This is a genomic window from Pseudomonas sp. MPR-R2A5 (genome assembly GCF_058793055.1).
Genome location: NZ_JBXAFK010000020.1, coordinates 76,419 through 99,610 on the forward strand (window position 1 = coordinate 76,419; position 23,192 = coordinate 99,610).

Genomic DNA, 23,192 nt, shown 5'->3' on the forward strand with positions numbered 1-23,192 from the left:
GAGCGTTGCGGCGTCGTCGAGCCAATGCTGCAGAGTCATGAGTTTCCGACGGAAAATGTCAGATCAACGACGAGACTATCGAATTGGTTATCTGCGCTGAAATCGCTTTGCACAATCCGAGGTATCGCTTCAGCTGATGGGTCTTGGCGTTGCGACAAAACCAGGTGTTATCCGCGTGCCTACGGATAAATAAAAAAGCCGATTGATTGCAGTTCATTCGAACCGCAATCAATCGGCCTTCAACGACACGGATTCACACGCTTTCCAAGCCATCCCAGCAGAGGTATTTAACTTCAAGAAATTCGTCGATCCCAAGGTGCGATCCCTCGCGCCCAAGACCGCTCTGCTTGACGCCGCCGAAGGGCGCGACCTCATTCGAAATCAGACCACAGTTGATGCCCACCATGCCCGATTCGATACGAGCGGCGTTGCGCCAGATGCGTGCCGCATCACGGCTGAACAGATAGGCCGCCAAGCCAAACTCGCTGTCGTTGGCCATCGCAATGGCTTCGTCATCGCGGTCGAAACGCAACAGCGGCATGACCGGGCCGAAGATCTCTTCACGAGCGATCCGCATCCCATGGGTCACATCGGCCAGCAGGGTGGGCTGGAAGAAACCTCCTCCCAGCACGTGGGGCTTGCCGCCGGACAGCAGTCGAGCCCCTTGCGCCAGCGCATCATCAACCAGGGCCTGGGACTTTCGTAGCGCCGCGTCATCGATCAACGGCCCGACCTGTACACCCGGTTCCAGGCCATTGCCCACCTTCAGGCGTGCCATGCGCTCGACGATGCGTTCGGCCAGTGCATCATAAATCCCTGACTGCACCAGCACCCGGTTGGCACCGATGCACGACTGCCCGCCATTGCGAAACTTGGCCAACATCACCCCGTCAGCGGCGGCATCCAGATCAGCATCGTCGAAGACAATGAACGGGGCGTTGCCGCCCAACTCCATGGAGCATTTCTTCACCGTCTGCGCCGCTTGCGCGAGCAACAGGCGGCCCACTTCGGTGGAGCCCGTGAAAGTGAGCTTGCGTACCAACGGGTTGGCCGTGAGCTCACCGGCAATGTCGCGGGTGTCGTTACCCGTGATCACACTGAAAACACCGGCCGGCACACCCGCGCGTTGCGCGAGTTCGGCCAGCGCCAGTGCGGTCAGGGGCGTCTGACTGGCCGGTTTCACGACCATCGTGCAGCCGGCCGCGAGGGCCGGGGCGGCCTTGCGCGTAATCATGGCAGCGGGAAAGTTCCAAGGCGTGATCGCGGCGCACACCCCGATGGGTTCGCGCAGTACAACGATGCGCTGAGTGTCCTTTACGCCGGGGATCATTTCGCCGCGAACCCGCGTGGCTTCCTCGCCAAACCAGCGCACAAAAGACGCCGCGTAATCGACTTCGCCGCGCGCCTCCTCCAGGGGCTTGCCCTCCTCCAGGGTAATCAGCGTGGCAATATCCTCCCGATGTTCAACCATCAACTCATACCAACGGCGCAACACCTCGCCACGGCGTTTGGCCGTCAGGCGCCGCCACGGCCCAAAGGCCTCCTGCGCCGCGTCGATGGCGTGCCGGACTTCAGTTTCGCGACAGCGTGGCAACTCGGCCAGCACCGTTTGATCCACCGGATTACGCAGCGTGTAACGACCGTGTGGCGTCTCGGTCAACCAGTCTCCAGCGATGTAGGCTCCGGTACGCCACAGTGTCGGGTCCTTAAGTAAATGCTTCACGGTGCAACCCTCCTGATCAGCACGGGTGACGCCCGATCATGAAGGCGGCATCAGGGTCCGAAGTCACTGGCAGCCCCGACGCGACCAACCCTTGACGCAGAGACTTCATGAAGCGATCCGGCACACGCATCGCCGGGGCGCGGAGTGGGCCGCCGTTGAAGCCGGCGAGCCAGTCCTGGTATTTCCACATCGTGCGGTTGAGCACACCGGTGCCGCCGGCATAGCTTTGCGCAGCGGCGCCGTTGGCGCTGCGTGCCGGATTGACCTTCCAGTACAGTTCCATCGCTTCTTCGAAACGCCCCGTGCGGGCCAGCTCGAAAGCTTTCGGGTAGTAGTCGCTCATCCAGGCGGTGTTGCTGGTGCCGGAAAACTGCAGCTTCATCAGGCTCATCAAGGGGATCGCATCGCCTTCGATCGGGCAACTGATCACCACTTGGTCACGGAAGTGGTGGTACATCTCGCAAATGCCCGCCGGCAATGGGAACCCTTGCTCGGACTTGATCGCGGCGATATTCGGGCAATCGGCCAGCAGGCGACGGACCAATTCCAATGACATCCCCGCCGGATGCACGCGCTCAAAGCCCCAGAGCGGTATCGGGAAGAGCATGACGGCAAGGTCCGTCGCGTCGCAGAATGCCTTGGTGTAGTCGTAGATTTCCTGCTCGCTGGTCGGCCAGAACTGTGGCGGATAGGACAGCAGGACGATGTCAGCACCGGCATTCTCGGCGAGCTTCACCGCCTCGATATTCTCGGCAAGCGTGCCAAAAGCCGCGTGGAAGAACAGGATCAGGCTTTTCCCCGACTCACGCGCCCAAGCGGTGAATTGCGCGTTTTCCTGGGCAGAGATGGCCAGCTCGCTGCACAGCAACGTGGCGCTGTAGCCCAGCCCGACCGTATGTTCGATGTCGTGGCGTATGCCACGCTCATTGAGGCGCTTCAGATCAGCACTGAAGCTTGGGAGGGTGACAGCCGAGCAGCCCACCAGGTTTTCACGCGCCCAGGCACGGGCATCCGCTTTGTTGTAAGTCGCCATGATGATTTTCCTTCGGACAGTGGAGGGGTTATTTCGAGACAGGGACAATGCTGGCAGGCAACTCGATGCCGAGGCCTTGTTGCCGGGCGCGCTCGTACAGCACTTGCGCAATGACAACGTCTTGCAAGGCCGAGCCCACCGATTTGTAGAGAACGATGTCGCTGTCGTTCTGGCGCGGGATGACACGCCCTGCCACCAGGTCCGACAGCGCGACCAATTTGTCGGCGACATAGACACCGGCAGTGATCGCCGCAATGGCATCCCCCGTATCGTGGAGTACCTCTTGCGGCATATCCGCGACGATGCACACGGCTCGCTCCATCGTGACCGGGTCAACTTCCCGTTGTTCAGGCAAGGTCGAACCCAACGATACGATTGTGGTACCCGGGCCAATCCACGCGCCTTGCAGTACTGGAGACTCGTCACGGCTGCGGGCGGCACAGATCACCACATCACAGTCCTGCACGGCCTCTTGCGCGCTGCCCACCGCGTGAATATCCAGCCCCGGCCTGAAGCTGTCGGCAAACCGTTCGCGGCTCGCAGGCGTTGGACTGAACACGCGAACATGGGCGACATCGCGCACGGATTTGAGGCAATCCAAGGCGCCACGCGCCTCGAACCCCGCGCCAATCACACCCACCCGCAGCGCACGCTGGGGCGCCAGCAAATCCACCGCCAGGGCGGCGGTTGCGGCGGTGCGCAATCCGGTTACCCGATTACCGTCGATCAAGGCACTGAGCGCCATGGTTTGTTGGTTGAACAATGCGATCAAGTAGCTGGCGCAGCGCGCCCGCATGGAAGCCGCGATCAACTTGCAGCCCATATGGCCGCCAGTCGGTGGTACGGCGGTCAAACTGCGCAGCCAGATCCCATCGCCCCGCGCCATCGACCGGGGCGGCACCATGGCATCCGAGGTAGGGCTGGCATAGGCCTGGGCGAGCGCCGCGACGGCGGCGCTCCAGTCGGCGAGCGAGGCCACATCGGCATCGCTGAGAAAAAGCGTCGGGGCAACGACGTGGTGCTGTTGGGCGTGATGCATAGCGCTAACCTCGCAATCGAGTATCAGTCGGTGATTGACTGACACCCTACGAGGCACATCCCCCACCGAATACTGCTGGGGATCGAAAGCAGCTATCGCTCAAATCGATGGCATCGCCAGGCTGCCGATCAAGCGTCGCACTTCACGGGAGGCACGGGTCAAGGGGCGACGTGGTGACTCGACCAGTACCACAAAGCGCTCGAGAAGCGGCTCGACGATACGTGACGAACTCAGTCGCGGGTCCAGAGAGCCCGGTAGCACAGAGGCGATCGCATAGCCGCCACCCGCGGCGACGACTTCATATTGGAGCTGCACGGAGTCGGCTTCGACGGCAACGCATAATTCCACGCCTTGCTCGGTGGCCAGATGGTCGAGCCTGGCCCTCAACAGATGCGGTCGCCCAGGCACGACCAATGGCAACCTCGATAGATTTTTTAATGCAATATCTCGCTTGACGAACAGCGGATCGGCGGCCGGTCCTACCAGGTGCAACGGCAGCCTGGCCACAAGATGGGCCTGCCCGATGCTTGCCTCGCTCTCGCGCAGCACCAGCGCCATATCCAGACGACCATCGTGCAACTGCTCTTCGAGTTGAGCGCTCGCGCCCTCGATCAGGTGCAACCTCACACCGGGCATCTGGGCGCGTACCGCAGAAAAAAGCGTCCCGGCAAACCGACGCACCGCAGACGGCAACATGCCCACGACCACCTCCCCCACCGGCTTTCCCCGCAGGTTGCGAATGTCATCGGCAAGGCCTTCAGCGTCCGCAAGAAGATCCGATATGCACGGCAGCAGTTGCTCCCCAAATTCGGTCAGGACCACCCCGCGCCCCGTGCGATGAAACAGGCGCTCGCCACATTGCGACTCGAGCAAGGCAATATTGCGACTCACCATGGACTGCGGCATATCCAGCAGTACCGCGGCTTTGCTGAGACTTCCAGCCGCCACGACACGCACGAACAAGGTCCAGCGAGGATCGATGATGGTCAGCGCTGTTGCCGGATAGTGCGAGCCATTGCCCGGTACATCGGCACTCTGAAGGTCCTTCATGGCCTCAACTCTTGGCGAGCCTGCTGCAGGTACTCGCGACTGTCCTGAAGATGCAGGCGCATGGCCGCGCGCGCGTATTCAGCGTCCTGGTTGAGGATCGCCTGATAGATCTGTTCATGCTCGCTTTGCATGCGCTGTTCATAGTGCAACGGCTCATCATGAAACAAACGCGCAGAATCCAATCGACTGCGCGGAATGATGATCACGCCCAGGTTGGCCAGTGTGTTGGCGATGTAGTGATTACCTGACGCCTGGGCAATGCTCAGATGGAACTGAAAATCCAACGCCGCCCTGTCATTGACACTGACGGCTGGCTGTCCGAGTTGATCGAGAAGCCCCCGCAACCCGGCCAACTGATCCGGACGACGTCGCTGGGCGCACAGCCCGGCAGCTTCCACCTCAAGACCGATTCGAAACTCCATGATCGCCAGCGAATCATCGAGGATGCCGAGGGTAGCCGGGTCGATGAATGCCCCCAGCGACAGGGCGCTGCCGCGCACAAACGTGCCGATCCCGTGGCGTGTCTCAACCATTCCAGCAGCCTGTAGACGCGACATGGCCTCGCGCACCACGGTCCTGCTGACCCCATGCTCAAGCATGAGGGCCGACTCGGTGGGCAACTGTTCACCGCCCCGCAGTCGCCCCTCCAGAATCTGCCCTGACAGCAGCGCCTCCAGCCCCTGGGACAGGCTGCTGCGTTTTTTTCCTGCGGCCGCCGGCACGTTCACGCCTCGAAAATCGCTACGGCACGGACGAAACCGGCCGACGCGTGCCGGATCTTGTAGGGGAAGCAGGACACCTGGAAACCATGGGCCGGCAGGCACTCCAGGTTGGCCAGTTTCTCCATCTGGCCGTAGCCGATGTCACGCCCGGCCTTGTGCCCTTCCCAGATGATCGAGGCATCGCCCGTGGCCGCGAAGCGTTCGCGTGTGTACTTGAACGGCGCATCCCAGCTCCAGGCATCGGTGCCGACCACACGCACACCGCGCTCAAGCAAATACAACGTAGCCTCGCGGCCCATACCGACCCCGGCATCCAGATACCCTGGCTGACCGAACAGCGCGCCGGCGCGGGTGTTGACCAGGACAATGTCCAACGGCTGCAGCACGTGGTCGATGCGCGCCAGCTCCGCCTGCACTTCGGCGGCGCTGACCACATGGCCATCGGGCAAATGACGGAAATCCAGCTTCACGCCGGGTTGCAGGCACCAGTCCAACGGCAACTCGTCGATGCCGAAAGCCGGCTTGCCACCGTCGGTGGTCGAGGCATAGTGCCAGGGGGCATCCATATGCGTACCGCTGTGCGTGGTGATCTGCAGGCGCTCAGCCGCCCAGGACTCGTCGCCAGGCAGTTGCGCCTTGGACAGGCCGGGAAACATCGCGGCCATCTCCGGCCAGCCTTGCTGATGGTCCATGTAGTCGATTTTCGGCAGCAACGGCGGTGGATCGGTGTAGGGGTTGTTGTCCAGGGTAACGGACAGGTCCACCAGGCGGCGTTTAGTTGATTGCATGTTCGCTCACTCCAAGTGCCACCCGCCCACGCGCACGACGCGCCGGGGCAGCAGCATTCAAACTGTTTCGTATCAAGGCGGCAGCCGAGCCGTCATGGCGAAAGCCAAGGGCACGGGCCAGAGGGGTTTTCATGGCCGGGAAGTTGCCAAACAACGCTTGCAGCCCGGCATCCGGTGCGAAGCTGATCAGCGCACGGCGTTCCTGGCCATAGGCAGCGGCCAGGGCATCGATGACCTGGGCAATGGACAGGCGTAGCAGCGGGAGTTGCCAGACGCGTGATTCGCCAAGCTCGGCGGCCGGCAGTTCGGCGGCCCGCAACAGGTTATCCACGCAACACCGCACCGACATCCACCAGGCCTGCGCCTGCGGTGAAACCGGGCAGCAATACGGCTGACCTTCGGCGAAGGCATGCAGCAGGTCGCTCATGAACGCCGAGCGCAGCCCGTTGGGTTCACGTGGACGGGCAACGATGCCGGGCAGGCGTACGGCACGGCCGTCCACCTCGCCTCGTCGGGCCAGGTCGTTGAGCGCCATTTCCACCATCGCCTTGTGCGCACCGTAACTCAACTGCGGGTGTGGCACGGCGCGCTCATCGAGGCGCGCCGGCAAGTCGCCGCCGTACACCGCCACGCTGCTGGCATACACCAGCACCGGCGCGCCAGGCTGCGCGCGCAACTGGTCAAGCAACTCCAGGCTTGCCAGCAGGTTGACCTGATAGCCCAGTGAATAATGCTGCTCGGCCGCTCCCCCGGGGATGCTGACCAGGTGAAAAACCACATCAATGCCATCGGCCAGGGCGCGACGCAATAACGCGGCATCGGTCACACTGCCGCAATGCCGACGCAGGCGTTTATCGTCAGCAAACCCCACCAACTCTTTATCCAGCAGGATCAACGCGCTGATCGAGCGGCCTTGCCATTCATTCGCCTGGAGCAATCGGTTGACCAGCGCCCGGCCGACAAAACCATTGGCCCCGGTAATCATCACGCGCATGGGAGGCCTCCGTGCACGACACGTTGGTCTATCGCCCCGAAGACCGACTGCCCGCGCAGGTCGAGAACTTCCATGCGCACGCGATCACCGAAGCGCATGAAGGACGTCTGCGGCGCCCCTTGCTCGATCATCTCGACGGCACGACGTTCGGCGATGCAGGCCGCGCCAACCGTGGGGTCGGCATTGGAAACCGTGCCAGAACCGATCACGCAGCCGGCCCTGAGGCGCCGGGTCAGCGCCGCATGGGCGATCAACTGATGAAAGCCGAAATGCATGGCGCCACCGTGGGCATGCCCGAACCACTGGCCATTCCATTCGACCCTCAGTGGCAAATGCACACGCCCGTCCCGCCAGGCCTCGCCCAACTCGTCGGGGGTGATCGCCACCGGGGCAAAACTTGACGAGGATTTGGCCTGGATAAACCCGAAGCCGGTCTTCATTTCACGGGGGGCCAGCGCACGCAAGCTGACGTCGTTGACTTGCACAATCAGCCGAATATGGTCGGCGGCGTCTTGCGCCGAGCAGCCCATGGGCACCTCATCGACCACCACCGCGAATTCACCTTCAAAGTCGATACCGTGGCTTTCACTGGGCAGCACGATGTCGTCGTGGGCCCCCAGGAAATCATCGCCACAGCCCTGATACATCAAGGGTGTGTGTTCAACACCTTCGATCGGATCCAGCGCGAACGCTTTCTGCATGCGCTCGCCATGACTGAGGAAGGACGAGGCATCCAGCCATTGCCAGGCACGTGGCAAGGGTGCGGCAGCGTGCTGCGGATCGAAGGCGAAGGCGCCGGCCAGGGTGCCTTCATTCAAGGCGTCGTAGCGCGCGCGTAACGCGGTTTCGACGCTCGACCATTGTTCAATGGCAACCTGCAACGTCGCCGCAATATCGCTGGCATCGGCCGCCCAGGCGAGGTCGCGCGACACCACCAGCAGGCGACCGTCGCGGCTATCATTCTTGAAGGTACTGAGCTTCATGCCTGGCCTCCTTGCAGTTCGGGCGCGAAGCGGCCATCCAGCAGCACAAACAACATGCGTGCCATCTGCTCGGTGCGATTGCTCCAGGCGTGGTTGGTACCTCGCTGCACGACGATGTCACCGCGCTTGAGATGCACCTCCTCGCCATCGAGCACCAACCAGACCTCCCCCTCCGTGACCACGCCGTAATCGAGGGTTTCGGTGCGGTGCATCAGCTTGTGTTTGGAATCTGCCTGCCCCGTGCCGGCATGGGCCTGGCCAATTTCGGCGAAGGCCGCCGCGGCATCCTCGGCGCTGACTTGGTTCTGTACGCTGTCGGGCGGGATATCCACCACACGGATAACGCTGCCCAGCGGCGCCGGACTCAACTGAAGCGGCTTGCGGGTGGGGTCCTCGCCATTGTCGAGTAAGGCCGGGCTGGCGCCACTGTTCCAGATCTCATGGAATACCGTACCGGGCACGGCCTTGAGCGGGAAGCTGTTGGGTGTCGGTCCGCTGAGCGCGACCACCGCCTGGCCGTGGGCATCGTGCCCGGTGACCACGCGTTTGAAACCTGGAAGTTGTTGCATGTTCGACTCCTCAATCAGTTGGCAAAACACCGCAGCGGGTAGAGATGGATGAATGGAAAACCTTAAAGATCGAGCACCAGCCGGGCGCTCCTGGCACGCGAGCAACACGGTGTGAACTGGTCGTTGCGGGCCCGCTCGGCATCGGTCAAGAACATGTCGCGATGCTCCGGTTCGCCTTCCAGCACGCGCGTGATGCAGGTGCCACAGATGCCCTGCTCGCAAGACAAAGGGATGTCGATGCCGGCCTCCAGCAGCACCTGGGCAACGCTGAGCGTGGCCGGCACTTGGAAACACTGTCCGGTGCTGGCCAGTTGCACTTCGAACCCGCCTGCCTCACTCGCCGGGGCAGCAGTAGCGGTAAAGTACTCACGGTGCAGTTGCGTTTCGGCCCAGCCCTGCGCACGCGCAGTGCCGAGCACATGCTCCATGAAGCCATTGGGGCCACAGACGTACAGATGACGGTCACGGGTCGGCGCGGACAAAACCCCAGCGCTGTCCAGGCGCTGGCTAGCCTCGCCATCGTCCACATGAATGTGCACGCCATCGGCGAACGCCGAATGGCGCAGGTACTCGATAAAGGCCATGCGCCCGACCGAGCGACCGCAATAGTGCAACTCGAAAGGCGCGCCGATCCGCGCCAGGCGCTCGGCCATGCAGAGGATCGGTGTAATGCCGATGCCGCCCGCGAACAGCACGCTGTACCCGGCCCCATGCTCCAGCGGGAACAGGTTGCGTGGCTCGCTGATCCGCAGCCGGCTGCCTTCGTGCACTTGCTCGTGCATGGCCTGGGAACCGCCACGAGACGCAGGGTCGAGCAACACGCCCAGCAGGTAGCGGTGGCGGTCTTCCGGGTGATTGCACAGCGAGTACTGGCGCACCAGGCCATTGGGCAGGTGCACATCGATATGCGAGCCGGCACTGAAAGCCGGCAGCAGGGAATCCTCGGCCGGGGCCAGTTCAAAGCTGTAGATGCCTTCGGCTTCGCGACGCTTGCGGGTCACCACGACATCGATCATCTCGGGGCACTCACTGGCTGCTCAGCGGCAATCAAGCGACGCAGAACACGTCGGCAACGCACGGCCCCGGCATCGACTGGCAGCAACACAGGGTTAAGACCCAGCAGTTCAACCTCGCCGATCTGGCGCTGTTGAGCCTCGACCATGGGCTTGTCTTCACCGGCGAAAATCCCGATCAACATGTCCTGGATGAAGGTGTTCAACTGCGCATTGTCCTGCTCGAAACTGCGTGTGTTGGCGAAGAAGTAATGGGTGTTCGTCGCGTCCTGCGGCGTCATCAGATGCAGGTTCCAGGTCACGGGCCCCTCTTCCCTGGGGCGGCCGGGCGGCGTGGCGCCACTGCCCAGCAGCATCAGGCCGGGGGCGTGCCAGATGACTTCGGCCCAGACGTCTGCCCGGCTCGGGTCTTCCAGATGAGCGCCGAAAGCCGGTGGGGGGACATCGTCTGGCGCCCACCAACTGATGCGCACGCGGTCGTTGGGCAACTCCTCGATGGTCGCGCGCGTGCGTGACAACGCCCCGCCACCCAGCGTATCGGGGTGCAGGAAATCAACGTGGCTCAGGTCCATGATGTTGTCGGACAGCAACTCGTAGTGCGCGCGGGTTGGCAAATACCCATGCCCCTTGGCATGGGGTGGGGCCTGTTCGAGGAAGGAAAAATCAGGGATCTGCGCCTCGTTGGCCAGGCTCGAATCGCCAGGCCAGACCCAGATCGCCCCATGCCGCTCGACGACCGCGAACGCGCGAACGCAGGCGGCCTTGGGGACGGTCCCATCGCCATGGGGGTTGTACGTACATTGGCCACTGCCATCGAAACGCAAGCCGTGGTACGGACACTGGACGCTATCGCCGACAACCTTGCCCATGTGCAGCGGGGCAAAACGGTGTGGGCAACGATCGGCGAGCGCCTGGATCACACCCTGGCTATTGCGAAAGAACACGATGGGTTGCTCGACGATGGTCCTGCCAAGCATCCCACCTTGCGTCAGCTCGTCTGCCCATCCAGCGATGTACCAGGTGTTGAGCAAATAACTCATGATGATCTCCTCATTGTTCTTGTTTTCATGAAATGTCGAATAGACAGATCAGCGATCAGGCTCTGCGACGACCGCGCCGGCAAAAGCGGCCCCGCTGCCTCGCAACCGAAGGCAGGCCAGGGCCACCACAAGTTGAAGCCCTGCGATGATTCCCAGTGCGGCAGGCAAGGCGCCGATCACCCCGCCGGTGATCGCCAGCACCACCAGTGGGCTGGCGAACTCACCGGCAAAGAACAGCGCCGTGAAGCCGCCGGCCGCGCGGCCGCGCTGCTGGAAGTCGACCTGGCTCATGATCCAGGTGAGCAGGGTCGGCATCATCAGGCCGATGCCCAAGCCGTTGATCAGCACGGCGACCACCACCAGCCCATGACGGTCGGCCACCGCCAGCAACCCGCCGCCGATAGCGGCCGCGAAGAAAGCCAGGAGCATCTGCCGAGGCGCCGGGACACCACGCAACAGACGGAAACTCAAGGCGCCGACCAGTACGCCGAACTGACTGGCGCCCATGGTCAGGCCGATCTGCTGCGACCCTTCGACATGCAGCAGGTTGAGCAGATAACTGACTTGTACCGGCACGATGAACAGGCTCAAGCCAGCCAGGAATGCCAGGGCATACAAGGGGGCCAGGGCGCGCCAGGGGAATGCCCTGTCCGCCGTGGTTGCCGCGGTAACGGCCTGCGCGCGCGGCTCCCACAGCAACCAGGCCATCAGCGGCAGGAACACCAGCCCCAGCCCATACAGGGCAAACGGCGTGCGCCAACCGTGCTCGCCGAGCACACCGCCGACGGCAATGAAGATCGCCGCCGACAGCGAGGTCGCAACCATTTGCAGCGCGAATATGCGTTCACGCCGCGCGCCGCTGTAGTAGTCCCCCATCATCGTGGTGCAACAGGTCATGATCGCCGCCTCGGCCACACCGATGCCGGCGCGGCTGATCACGATGACCTGCAGCGACTCCAGCCATAGCGGCAGCACACCACAAACCGTGTAGAGCACCATCGCACCGATCAGCAACGGCTTGCGCCCCAATCGGTCGGCGATGATCCCGGCGACGGGGGCCAACAGCGCAATCATCAACGCCGGCAGCGTCAGGGCGATGGGCACCAGCACCGCGACACCTGGCGTGTCGGCAAAGTGTTCCTGCATACGCGGCAGGATGGGAGCCAGCAGCACCGCACCGAGCACCGGCAGGCAACTGCCGAGCAAGAGCAACAAGGACTGCGGCAGCCGCGCCTGGCGTTCAACGTTCATCACGCACCTCCGCTGATTGGGTCGCGCAGAACGCCATGCCGAAGGCGCTCAGGCCGGCGATAAGGTCAAGCCATAGAGGCTGTCGGAACAGATACATACGAGGCATCGCAACGTCCTTTCTTGTTGTTATGGCGCGACCGGATTAGCCGCCACAGAGACTGTCTTCTTGCACGATGAGTGCTGTTCCCTGGTCCTCTGCTCGGCGGTGACAGGCGTCAGCGCCGCAGTGACCAGGCAGTGGGGCTCATCCGCGACTGTGTGCCCAACCGGTTCCTTGCTCACACGCTTGCTCGGCAACAGGAAGTGAGCCAGGGCCGGCAGCAGAACCAGGGCACCGACCATGTTCCAGACGAACATGAAGGCCAGCAGCACCCCCATGTCAGCCTGGAACTTGATCGGCGAAAACATCCAGGTGGCCACGCCGATCGCCAGGGTCACCCCGGTCAGCATCACCACCTTGCCGGTGGACAGCAGTGCCCGGTAATACGCCTGCGACAGGCTTGTGCCCTGGCGCATATGCCCAAGCAGGATGCTCATCACGTACAGCGCGTAGTCAACGCCGATGCCCACGCCGAGGGCGATCACCGGCAGGGTCGCGACCTTGACGCCGATGTTCAGCCAGACCATCAGCGCCTCACAGAGTACCGAGGTGAGCATCAGCGGAATGACCGCGCAAATCGTGGCGCGCCAGGAGCGGAAGGTGACCAGGCACAACAGGATCACCGCACCGTAGACCCAGAACAGCATTTCGCGGTTGGCCTGTTTGACGACAATGTTGGTCGCCGCCTCGATCCCGGCATTGCCGGCAGCCAGGAGGAACTGGACCTCGTCGGTATTGTTCGCCGCGGCGAATTGCTCGACGTGATCCACCAGGCGGCTGAGGGTTTGCGCCTTGTGGTCGGAGAGGTAGACGTACAGCGTCAGCAGGCTGCAGTCTTCGTTGTAGAGCCCGCGTGGTGCCCCGGCGGTGACCATGTTGAGCATCGCCTGGTTGTTCTGCAGCTCATACCACTTCGGGCTGCCTTCGCTGAGGCCGACCAGCATGCGGCGGTTGAGCATCGCCAGGGAATTGGTCGAATCGACACCCGGCAACGTGCGCAACTGCCAGTCGAGGGCATCGACCTTGTTCAGGATGTCATAGCGCGAACAGGCGCTGGCGGGGGTCTTGATCATGACCGCGAACAGATCGCTACTGGCGCCGTAATGCCGGGTCAGAAACGCATCATCCTGGTTGTAGCGCGAATCGGCCCGCAGCTCGGGCGCGCCGGCATCCAGATCACCGACCTTCAATTGCAGGCTGACGATGAAGCCGAGCGTCGCCAGCGCCAGGCTCAGGGCGATGCACAACGCCGCCCAGCGCCGCTGGGTGAACAGGTCGAGGAAACGCCAGAACCCGTGGCGATGCTGACCGGCCTGTTCAGCGTGCTCGCTTTTCAGGCTCAATCGCGCCGCACGGCGGCTGACCCCAACGTAGGAGAGCAATATGGGTAGCAAGATCAAATTGGTGAAGATCAACACCGCCACGCCGATGCTGGCGATCATCGCCAGGTCCTGGATCACCTGGATCTTGATGATCATCAGCACCGCGAAACCGACCGCATCACAAAGCAGCGCGGTGAGCCCGGCAAGAAACAGGCGGCGGAACGTGAAGCGTGCGGCGACCACCCGGTGCATGCCGCGCCCGATGTCCTGCATGATGCCGTTCATCTTTTGCGCCCCATGGCTCATGCCAATGGCAAACACCAGGAACGGCACCAGCACCGAATAGGGGTCCAGTTGATAATTCAGTAACGGCAGCAAGCCAAGCTGCCAGACCACCGCCACCAGCGAGCAGAACACCACCAGCAAGGTGCTGCGAATGCAGCGGGTGTACCAATAAAGCACGACCGTGGTGATCAGGATCGCCACGGCGAAGAAGATCAGGATCTGCCGCAGGCCGGCAATCAAGTCACCGACTTTCTTGGCAAACCCGGTGATGCGAATGTCGATGCTGTCGCTCTGGTATTGGCTACGCAACGCCTCCAGCTGTTGCGACAGCTGGGTGTAGTCCAACGCACGGCCATCCGGGGTGCGCTGTAACAGCGGCACTTGAATGATGCTCGATGCCTGGTCGAACGCCACCAACTGGCCGAGCTCATTGGACAGCTGCACATTGCGCCGCAACGCCGCAAGGCTCGCGGCGCCGCCATCGTATTTATCCGGAATGACCGGCCCACCCTCCAGGCCCGCTTCGGTCACTGCCACCCAGCGCGTGGCCGGCGTCCACAGCGACTTCATGTACGCACGGTCGACACCGGGCAGCAGGTAGATCTTGTCGCTCAACGCTTGCAGGGTCTTGAGGTAGGCACTGTCGTAGATATCGCCCCGCTTGTTGACCACGGCGATGCGCACCGCATTACCCAGCCCGCTCAGCTCCTTCTGGTGCTCAAGGTAGTTGGCGATATAAGGCTGATGGGTGGGGATCATTTTTTCAAAACTGGCATTGAGCTCGACACGACTGGACTGCCAACCCAGCACCAACGTGGTCGCCAGACACAGCAACAACACCCACAGGCGATGGTTGAACAGGGCTCGTTCGAGCACCGAGCCAGAACGCGGATCGAAGTCTTCGAACGCATTGGCTGGGGACTGGGGGAAATTACCAGGAGACGTCATAACCTCACTCCGAAGCGGCAGTGGCTGGCTGCGCAAGACGCTGCAGCCCGGTGAAACCAGCAACGATCAGGCTGCCATCGGCGGCCTCGATCACACTTGAAACAGGCTTACCCAAGGGGTTGCCCAGTGGCAGCAGCGCCGCCCCGGTCTGCTCGCTGTTGCGAAACAGCGTGCCGCCCTGGTTGACCAGCAGCAGCTGGCCGTCGGCCAGGCGGATGGAGTCGTTGAAGGAGATGGGTATGGGAACTGACAAGCGCTGGAAACTTGCGCCGGCATCGTGGGAGACAAAGGCATTGCCCTTCAGGCCGGCGACCACCAGTGCGCCATCGGCGCGGCTCTGCAGGGTGAAGAAACTGCCTTCGTAGGGGCTGTCCAACTGACTGAACGACAGCCCGTCGTCGTCCGAGCGCGCCAGGTAACCCTGCTCGCCAGCCAGGAACCAATGCGTGCCCTGCCGACTGATGGCGTACAAGTGCAAGCCGTTCGGGTTGGCGATACGCCCCATGAGCGACTGCCAGGTGGCGCCACCATCGGTGGTCAGCAGCGCCAAACCGTAGGCACCGACGATCAACCCGCGGCGGGCATCGACAAATTCCAGTGCCAGGAACGGTTTGTCTGGACCATCGGCGACAAGACGCTCGGCATTTTGTATCCGTACCAGTGCGGCATCCGGGTCGCTAGCCGTGGCCTGGTCCGCCTTGGCGGCGTCCAGTTCCAGCTGCGCCACGCGCACGCCGTCGAGCTGCAACGTCCAGTGCTCGCCACCATCCAGCGTCGCCAGCACCACGCCCGCGTGGCCGACCGCCCAGCCCTTTTGTGCATCAACGAAGCGTACCGCCGTCAGGCTGACCGAGACCGGCACCGACGCCTGGCGCCAGGTTTGTCCATTGTCGTCGGAGAGCAGTACCAGGCCACGCTCGCCTACGGCCACCAGGCGTGTACCGGCACGCGCCAGGTCGATCAATACGCTGTTCTGCGCAGCCGGTACCCGCATGGCCGGGGTATTGAGCGGCACGCCCACCGCAGCCTGCCCCGCCAGGCACTGGCTCGTGACGAAGGGCAAATACAGGGCCAGGAGCAAAGCACCCGCCTGACTGATTCTGTTCATAACCTACCTCGGACAAACACTCGTACCCCAAGGACACGCCGACAGGCATGCCCTTCACGCTCGGTTCAGGTTTAACGCACGCCGCGCCCGGCCATCGCCGCAGGCGAGAACTCCGAGGCCTTGTAGCGATCAACCGCGCGATACTGATCCGGCAATCCGGCGTAGACGTTCTGGATAAACCACGCCCCCGAAGTCAGGTCATAAAAACCCGAAGACAGTTGCACCAGGCCAGGCAGGTCGGGCAGTACGGACGGCAGGGACCAGAGGGTCTTGGCCAGTTGACCGCTGGCATCCCAACGGTCACCGAGCAGGGCTTGCCAGGTGTCTTCGTCGAGGTAGTAGCGGCCTTTGGGCAGTTGGTGACGCTTGCCGGCGGCCAACGTCGACTCGACGACCCAGACGCGGTGCAACTCCCAACGCACGTAGTCAGGATTCAGATGGTGCTTGGCGAACAGGTCTTGCGGCTGGGCGGCGGCCTGCACCTTGTTGGTGTTGTAGGGAACATACATTTCCTGCTTGCCCACCAGTTTCCAGTCGAACCGGTCCGTGCGCCCGCCCCACACGCTCAGCTCGTCGAACGACATGACGCCAGCGGTGGACGGCGTCGGTGTATCGCAGCAGGCGTTGGGCAACGTGCGCACCCGGCGCTGGCCGCTCAGATAGACATGGGCCTGGGATTTGTCGCCGTTGATGTTCTCACGCCCCAGGATCTGTTCGCCGGCACGAATCGCCGGGCCGAGATTGACGAAGCGCACCAGCCAGTAGTCGCCTGAGAAGTTTTCAGGGCCACCTTCCTGGAAGTAGTAAGGCATTTCCTGGGTCAACAAGCCGTCGCTGGTCATCACCTGGTTGCCGTCGGCCGTCATCAGATAGTGGCGGAAATGCCCCGCCACCGAGGTGCCGCGCCAGTTCAGCAGGTGGTTCCAGATGGCTTCGGTACCGTTCTGTGGAATCGGAAACGGGATCCCGCCATAGGCACCGTCGGGGATCAGGCCGGCGCTGCTGTTGACCAGTTTGGCGCGGGTCGCATTCTTGAAGGTGTTGTCATACACCCACTGCGGCGCGGCCGCCGTGCGCCGGGTCGGATAGACATCGATGCGATAGGTGTCCGGGAAGCGCTTGAACAGTTCCTTGGTGCCGTCGCTGAGCTTGTCGGCGTACTTGGCCACGTTTTGCGCGGTGATGCTGTACAAGGGTTTGTCCGCGGCAAACGGATCGCTGCGCTTGCCCCCCGGAACGTAGGCCGGATCGACCTTGGTGTAGCCGCCGTCCCAGGCGGGAATGCTGCCATCGGCATTGCCTGCTTTCTCGGCACCAAAGGGCGTCAGGGTCTTGCCCAGTGCGGCGGCTTGTTCGGCGCTGGCGGCCAGCGTCATCGGCGCGGCAACAGCCAGCAGGGTCAAGCACAAGGCCTTTAGAGTGAACTGAATGGTCATGCGCGAATCCTCTTAGAACGTGGTCTTGACGGAGAAGGCCAGGTAATCCCGGTCCTTCAACGACTGCTTGTAAGTGAACTGGCTGGGGGCGTTGAGGCTGGTGTCCTCGGGACCGTAGTAGTGCGTGTAGGTCAGCCCCACGGTCACTTGGTCCAGGTAGGTGGCGGAGACGCCGATGTTCATGTCCCCTCCTCTATCGGGACCAAACCCGCTGATCACCGCCGACTTGCCCATGGGGAAATAGCTGATACCCAGCGGCACGCTGATATCGATGCCGGGGAAGAACTGGCGATAGGTGGGCGTGTACACCAGCTTCAAGCCCAGGCCATCGTCGGTGGCGTTGGGGTCGAGGGCTGCGCGGTTCCGGGTCACGGCCAGCAGGCGGTTCCAGGCCACTTCCCCTGTCAGGTTGGCTTCATTGGAAACGAAGGAAGGGCCCAGCGATGCCAGGACGTTGAGGTTGACATGGGCCGTCCGGCCAACCGCGTACAAGGCGTTATCGTTGTTGTCCGCCTCAACGCCCGGCAGGACGGTCTGGGCGTTGGACACCAGCGGCATGTTCCAGCGCATCGAAGCCTCGCCGGCAAAGCTGTACTCGTCCATGGAGGTCGCGAAACTGGCGCCCAGGACACGGATATCTTCCGGGTAGACCCAGGAATACTCGCCGATTTGCCCCGTACTGAAGTTCGGCCCGGTGGCATTCGGTTTCAAATACAACGTGGGGGTTTTCTCGTGATACTGCAGCGCGTACAGGCCGTAATCCGTCGTCCCGGTGTTGAACTTGAGCTGCAGGCCGCCCTGGCCGGAGTCCCTGGCTTTCTTATCCTTGCCATGGAAAAAAGCCGCCGGGCTATTGGCATTACCGCCAAGGACATCCGGGAACGGCCCGCCCGTGATCAGCCGTTCATTGCCCTCGCCGATGGTATCGCTGGTGGAGAAATAACTGCCGGCGCCCGGCAAGCGGGTGGCCTCCCACTCCAGTTGGTAGAAGGCGCCCAATGACACACTGTCGGTCAGTTGGTAGGCGGTCGAGAGCTGATTGACCGGCCGGGTGATTTCCTTGAACTGAGTGTTGGGCACCGATTGCGCCTTGACCACGTCCACCGGCGCCATGGCACCTGCGATGCCGTTACTACCGAAGAACAGGCTCTCGCCCCAGATAAGGCCGTGGCGCCCCGCGCGAACCGATAAGGCACGGTCGGCCAGGGTACCGTTCCAGTAGACAAAGGCATCCAGCAGTTCGCCATCGCCACCATGCAGATGACGCGTGTCACTGGTGAACTCGTCGAAGCCCACCGAACGCTGGTTGGCACTGGCCGCGTCGTGGTTGTCGTTGCGTTCCTGGTAAACGGTGTCGTACCAGGCTGCACCGCTCACACGCGCGCCGAAGTCGCGATAACCGATGTCCAGTTCGGAAAGGATATCCAGGCGATCGGAAATCAGCCCCTTTTTGAAGTTGTGATCGCCGTCGTTCTGGTTCAGCGCCGTCTGCCCCTCGCTGAGCTTGCTGCTGGGGTCCTTCAGGCGCCAGGCCGCGCTGTACTTGAGCGTATTGTCCCAACGCAAGCTGAGATCGGGATTGCCGGTATCGATCTGAAATGCCTGGGCGGCCGTGGCGCCGAGTCCCAGGCTGGCCGCAAGGGTCAGGGTGAAGGGGACGCGCCGCGACGCAGCGATCTTACGAGTAGCCATCGAAGTAACCCTCTTTATTGTTTTTGTATGTCAGTTCTTCAGGTGAAACAGCGCCCACGGACGAACCGGGCCAAGCCTGCACAGGCATAAAGCATCCGTGGGAGCGCGAATTCGGTCTTGCCGGGCCTTAGATGGGCTCTGCCGTGACTTCGAGCATCCGCCTGACCAGGCCGATCCGGTCGAAGCCGCTGTCGTGGGTCATTTCCTTGTCACCGGCCAGCACCGAGCTTTCGCTGATGAATTTGCAGCGCTCATATCGGCGCGCCATGAAGCGTTCGAGCTGCTGTTCGACGCTGCCGTCGGCGACCAGCTCTTCGCCGAGCACCACGGCATCTTCAATGGCCATGCCAGCGCCCTGGCCCAGGTGCGGCGTCGTGGCATGCACCGCGTCGCCAATCAGCACGACACGGCCGCGGTACCAGGGCTCGCTGACGAACACCACCTCCAGCGGCTTGTAGACCACCTGGTCGCTGTCGAGGATCTGCTCGCGCAGTTCACCGATCAGCCCGGTGAAACCGTTCAGGCGCTGGCGCATCTGGGTCGCCAGCGTGGCGGCATCCATCCTCGGGTTGGCGGGTTCATGAGAGGTGACGAACAGGTACATCTGGTCGCGTCCCAGCGGCACCAGCCCGGCATTGCCGGCGGGGCCTTGGAAGGTCGCCAGGTGATCGATTCCAGCCGCGCGTGGGAAGTTGTAGCGCCACACCGACTGGCCGGTGAAACGCGGCCGGTACTGCTCACCGAACAGCAAACCGCGTATTCGCGAGTACAGGCCATCGGCGCCTACCACCAGGTCGTAACAATCGCGACTGCCATCGGTGAGCAGCACATCAACGCCCTCGTCCACCTGCTCCAGGCTTTGCACGCTCAGGCCCAGGCGAATCGAAGCACCCAGGGCAATCGTGGTTTCGCTGAGGACTTGATGCAGGGCCAGGCGCGAGATGCCGACGTTGGCCGGATACTCGGGGCCCGCCAGGCGTTGGCCGGGAATTCGCGCCAGCTGTTCACCGGCCGTGGTATTGATGGTCACATCCTCGAACGCGTAGGCAGCGTCCAGGTAACCGTCCAACACACCCAACTTGGCCATCTCACGCACAACATTGCTCTGCTGGATGATGCCGACACCGTAGACTGTCCACTGCGTCTTGAGCTCGACCAGGTCGACTTCGATAGCCTGGCGACGCAACGCGATTGCGGCGCACAATCCACCGATACCACCACCGACGATAAGCACCTTTTTCACTGCGTTCATGCTTGTCTCACTCTTATTCTTGTTATTCACGCAAGCGTTCTGCCGGAGCGATCCGAAGCCTCACTACCGGCTGTTTCTGCACGCATTCGCTAGCGCGTTGTGCTCACTTTCTCGGCAAAGCAGGCGTTTGACTAATCGCATGTAGGGATACGATGTATCAGCAACCGCGATACGTTGACTCAGGTGCACACGCCTCCAATTGACCCGCTTCAAGCACCAGCCAATCGGCCTGCGCCTGCCATTTCAAAGCCGTCAGGTGCTCGCCCAGACACGGCCCGTAGACGCACAGGCCACTGTCCGGAAGGAAGCGGGCACCGTGGGCGTAACAGACAATCTGGCTGCCATCGACGCTGAGAAAACGGTCCTTGCGGTACTCCAGGCGCACCTCCAGGTGCGGGCAGCTGTTGCGATAAACCCGCACCTCGCCGCCATGGCGCAGCGCAAACACGCTGTCCTTTCCCGAGCCCAGGGGATCGAACCCGCGGGCCTGCCCTTCGAGCAGTTCATCCAGGCGACATAGCGCAATCACGTCGTGACTCATGGACGAAATCCGCACTCAGGCCTGCTTGGGCGGCGGGCCGCTGGGGAACCATTTTTCCCGGGACGTGAACAGGAACAACTGCGAGTTATCCGCCGACAACGGCGCCTGGCGCGCTTGCCAGGCGTCATCGTGCTTGTCCATGTCGGCGTCGTATTCGATGTGGCAGCCCAGCGGGCTGTTGAAGTACCAGAACCAGTTGGAGCCGAAGAGGTGACGGCCCGGCCCCCAGAAGCTGGTCCAGCCTTGCTGTTCGAAACGGCGCCCGGCCAGCAGCACTTCCGTGCCGCTGCCCATGTGAAAGGTGAAGTGCTCGCAACCCTTCATGTGCGGTGGCGTCTGGATCATGAACAGGCAATGGTGGTCATCGGAACCGGCTGGACGCATGAACGGGCCGGCGCCCACGAAGGTGTCGGTGGTCGTGAAGCCCAGGCGTTTGTAAAAGGCCTCGGCCTTGGCCGCATCCGGCACGAAATACACCACGTGGGAAAGGGTGCGTGGCAGGGCCTGCATGTCGGGGGTGATGCCCGGTTGGTTGACCGGACGCTGGGGAACATGGCCCGGCGCATTGGTCAGGTCGGCTGGCGCGCTGTAGGGGCGCCGTACACTGATCTGGAAACCCAGGGCAAACCCCATATCGTCCACACTGTGCACCGAACCATCGGCGCCACGGGTCACCAGGCGATCGCGCCCCAACTCATCGGCGATGGCCTCAAGATCAGCGACGCTGGCCACGCCATAAATGGTTTCACGAATCGAGGGCGCAGGCCCGATGGCCGCCGGCAGACGGGCATCGTCAGCACGACGGATAATCACGGCCGTGCCGTCGAGGGCTTCAAAACGGCCGCCCTCGCTGTCGACATCGACAGGTTGCAGGCCATAGTCACGCAGGCAATGGGTACAGGCTTGAATGTCGTCGACGCCAAAAATCAAGGCATCAAGGCCAATGATGTTCATTGTTACCACTCCATTTGAATTATTCAGCACACGGGCCGGACAGCAATGCCTGGCAGTGCGCTGCTGATGCTGGTTGTGGAGTCGATAGAGCGTCACGGCCAACCGACTGTGGGCCGATACTGAAGTGGCAAAAACGTACTGACTAATCGCTTGTCGGGATGCGACCTATCGGCAAACGCAATACCTGGTCGCGCAGCACCCAATGACGGGGAAAAACCCAAAGACACAGGCCGACGCCCCTCGTCAGGGGGCTTGACGGCGCGATAGGAAGGCCGGAAGGTATTTACAAAATAAATACAAGAATCGAGACCGCCATGCGTTTTAACCACTTGGATCTCAACCTCCTGGTGGCGCTGGATGTGTTACTGGAAGAGCAGAACATCACACGCGCCGCCGAACGCCTGCACATGACCCAATCCGCCACCAGCGGCGTACTGGGCAGGCTGCGCCTCTACTTCGAAGACGAACTGCTGGCGCAGGTCGGGCGCAAGATGCAACCCACGCCCTACGCCCGCGAACTGGCGGCGCCCGTGCGCCAGGTACTGCTGACGATCCAGTCCTCGATCACCGCCAAACCGGTGTTCGACCCCGCCACCAGCAAGCGCCATTTTCGCCTGATCACGTCGGACTATCTGATCAGCGTTCTGTTTGCCCGGGTGATCCAGAAGATCTCCCTGGAAGCCCCGCACATTACCTTCGAACTGCTGGGCCCTGGCGACGCCTCCACCGAGCTGCTGATGCGTGGCGAGGCCGACATGATGATCGTGCCCGAGCGCTACCTGATCGAAGGTCACCCATCGCAACTGCTGTTCGAAGAAGAGCATGTTTGCGTGGTGTGGGACGGCAACACCCAAGTGGGCGACAGCATCACCCTCGATCAGTACATCGAGATGGGGCATGTCTCGGTGATTTTCGGCCGCAACCGGCAGTTGAGCGTCGAAGAATGGCTGATGAGCCAGTACGGTTTCACGCGGCGCATGGAAGTGGTGACCCACGACTTCAACACCTTGCCGCAGTTGATCGTCGGCACCCAACGCGTGGCCACCATGCTCCAGCGCATGGCCAGGCTCTATGCCGACTACCTGCCGCTGCGCATCGTGCAACCCCCGGTGAAGATCCCGGTGATGCGTGAGTTCATGCTATGGCACCGGACCATGGAGGGGGATCCGATGCACCGTTGGCTGCGGGCGAAGATCAGTCAAATCATCAACGAGTTGGAGCAGTAGTGGCTGCTTGAAGGGCGAGTAGAGACCCTCGGGTCGACGGCGCGCATACGTTCTATCTGCGTTCGCAATACCTCCCATCCTGACTCGCGATTAGCCAAACAATGGGCCTCCCCTTAGCCTGCT

The 23,192-nt window shown here is 62.3% G+C and carries 20 protein-coding genes; 1 reads left to right on the forward strand and 19 read right to left on the reverse strand.

What is annotated here, in order from left to right; genetic code table 11:
* Positions 1-253 precede the first annotated feature (253 nt).
* From AC1Q6I_RS15910 to AC1Q6I_RS16000, 19 genes are all read right to left on the reverse strand, one after another.
* Positions 254-1,723, reverse strand: a complete 1,470-nt coding sequence (locus tag AC1Q6I_RS15910) for an NAD-dependent succinate-semialdehyde dehydrogenase (protein WP_102623756.1) — start codon at positions 1,721-1,723, stop codon at positions 254-256.
* A gap of 16 nt (positions 1,724-1,739) precedes the next feature.
* On the reverse strand, positions 1,740-2,756 hold the full coding sequence (locus AC1Q6I_RS15915) for a dihydrodipicolinate synthase family protein (RefSeq protein WP_024074563.1): 1,017 nt from the start codon (positions 2,754-2,756) through the stop codon (positions 1,740-1,742).
* Positions 2,757-2,784: 28 nt separating this feature from the next.
* Entirely contained in the window at positions 2,785-3,795 is a 1,011-nt protein-coding gene (locus tag AC1Q6I_RS15920) for an ornithine cyclodeaminase family protein (protein WP_102623755.1), read from the reverse strand.
* Between the two features lie 99 nt (positions 3,796-3,894).
* Complete coding sequence (locus AC1Q6I_RS15925; protein WP_024074561.1) at positions 3,895-4,845, reverse strand: LysR family transcriptional regulator; 951 nt, start codon at positions 4,843-4,845, stop codon at positions 3,895-3,897.
* Entirely contained in the window at positions 4,842-5,573 is a 732-nt protein-coding gene (locus AC1Q6I_RS15930) for a FadR/GntR family transcriptional regulator (RefSeq protein WP_102623754.1), read from the reverse strand. The genes AC1Q6I_RS15925 and AC1Q6I_RS15930 overlap by 4 nt, the downstream gene beginning before the upstream one ends.
* Complete coding sequence (locus AC1Q6I_RS15935) at positions 5,570-6,355, reverse strand: cyclase family protein (RefSeq protein ID WP_024074559.1); 786 nt, start codon at positions 6,353-6,355, stop codon at positions 5,570-5,572. Before AC1Q6I_RS15935 ends, AC1Q6I_RS15930 begins: the two co-directional genes overlap by 4 nt.
* Positions 6,342-7,349 carry an NAD-dependent epimerase/dehydratase family protein gene (locus AC1Q6I_RS15940; RefSeq protein ID WP_024074558.1) on the reverse strand — a complete coding sequence of 336 codons (1,008 nt, stop codon included), beginning with the start codon at positions 7,347-7,349 and terminating at the stop codon, positions 6,342-6,344. Before AC1Q6I_RS15940 ends, AC1Q6I_RS15935 begins: the two co-directional genes overlap by 14 nt.
* Positions 7,340-8,332, reverse strand: a complete 993-nt coding sequence (locus AC1Q6I_RS15945; RefSeq protein WP_102623753.1) for a fumarylacetoacetate hydrolase family protein — start codon at positions 8,330-8,332, stop codon at positions 7,340-7,342. The genes AC1Q6I_RS15940 and AC1Q6I_RS15945 overlap by 10 nt, the downstream gene beginning before the upstream one ends.
* Entirely contained in the window at positions 8,329-8,901 is a 573-nt protein-coding gene (locus AC1Q6I_RS15950; protein WP_102623752.1) for a cupin domain-containing protein, read from the reverse strand. Before AC1Q6I_RS15950 ends, AC1Q6I_RS15945 begins: the two co-directional genes overlap by 4 nt.
* Positions 8,902-8,963: 62 nt before the next feature.
* On the reverse strand, positions 8,964-9,917 hold the full coding sequence (locus AC1Q6I_RS15955) for a PDR/VanB family oxidoreductase (RefSeq protein ID WP_102623751.1): 954 nt from the start codon (positions 9,915-9,917) through the stop codon (positions 8,964-8,966).
* On the reverse strand, positions 9,914-10,954 hold the full coding sequence (locus tag AC1Q6I_RS15960; protein ID WP_024074554.1) for a Rieske 2Fe-2S domain-containing protein: 1,041 nt from the start codon (positions 10,952-10,954) through the stop codon (positions 9,914-9,916). The genes AC1Q6I_RS15955 and AC1Q6I_RS15960 overlap by 4 nt, the downstream gene beginning before the upstream one ends.
* A gap of 48 nt (positions 10,955-11,002) precedes the next feature.
* On the reverse strand, positions 11,003-12,205 hold the full coding sequence (locus AC1Q6I_RS15965) for an MFS transporter (RefSeq protein ID WP_024074553.1): 1,203 nt from the start codon (positions 12,203-12,205) through the stop codon (positions 11,003-11,005).
* A 126-nt stretch (positions 12,206-12,331) separates the two neighbouring features.
* Entirely contained in the window at positions 12,332-14,860 is a 2,529-nt protein-coding gene (locus AC1Q6I_RS15970) for an efflux RND transporter permease subunit (RefSeq protein ID WP_024074551.1), read from the reverse strand.
* 4 nt (positions 14,861-14,864) lie between these two features.
* Complete coding sequence (locus tag AC1Q6I_RS15975) at positions 14,865-15,968, reverse strand: WD40/YVTN/BNR-like repeat-containing protein (protein ID WP_024074550.1); 1,104 nt, start codon at positions 15,966-15,968, stop codon at positions 14,865-14,867.
* A gap of 71 nt (positions 15,969-16,039) precedes the next feature.
* The gene (locus AC1Q6I_RS15980) at positions 16,040-17,404 is read right to left on the reverse strand and encodes a DUF1329 domain-containing protein (RefSeq protein ID WP_102623750.1); all 1,365 of its coding nucleotides are present in this window, start codon (positions 17,402-17,404) and stop codon (positions 16,040-16,042) included.
* Positions 17,405-17,416: 12 nt separating this feature from the next.
* A complete protein-coding gene (locus AC1Q6I_RS15985) occupies positions 17,417-19,096 on the reverse strand; it encodes a DUF1302 domain-containing protein (RefSeq protein WP_102623749.1) in 1,680 nt (559 codons plus the stop codon).
* Positions 19,097-19,223: 127 nt separating this feature from the next.
* Positions 19,224-20,348 (reverse strand): FAD-dependent oxidoreductase, encoded by a 1,125-nt coding sequence (locus AC1Q6I_RS15990; RefSeq protein WP_024074547.1) that lies wholly within the window; start codon positions 20,346-20,348, stop codon positions 19,224-19,226.
* A gap of 157 nt (positions 20,349-20,505) precedes the next feature.
* On the reverse strand, positions 20,506-20,889 hold the full coding sequence (locus AC1Q6I_RS15995; RefSeq protein ID WP_102623748.1) for a Rieske (2Fe-2S) protein: 384 nt from the start codon (positions 20,887-20,889) through the stop codon (positions 20,506-20,508).
* 15 nt (positions 20,890-20,904) lie between these two features.
* Positions 20,905-21,843 (reverse strand): VOC family protein, encoded by a 939-nt coding sequence (locus tag AC1Q6I_RS16000; protein WP_102623747.1) that lies wholly within the window; start codon positions 21,841-21,843, stop codon positions 20,905-20,907.
* A 314-nt stretch (positions 21,844-22,157) separates the two neighbouring features.
* On the opposite strand from AC1Q6I_RS16000, the gene AC1Q6I_RS16005 reads away from it, so the two are divergent.
* A complete protein-coding gene (locus AC1Q6I_RS16005; RefSeq protein ID WP_024074544.1) occupies positions 22,158-23,069 on the forward strand; it encodes a LysR family transcriptional regulator in 912 nt (303 codons plus the stop codon).
* Positions 23,070-23,192: the final 123 nt, after the last annotated feature.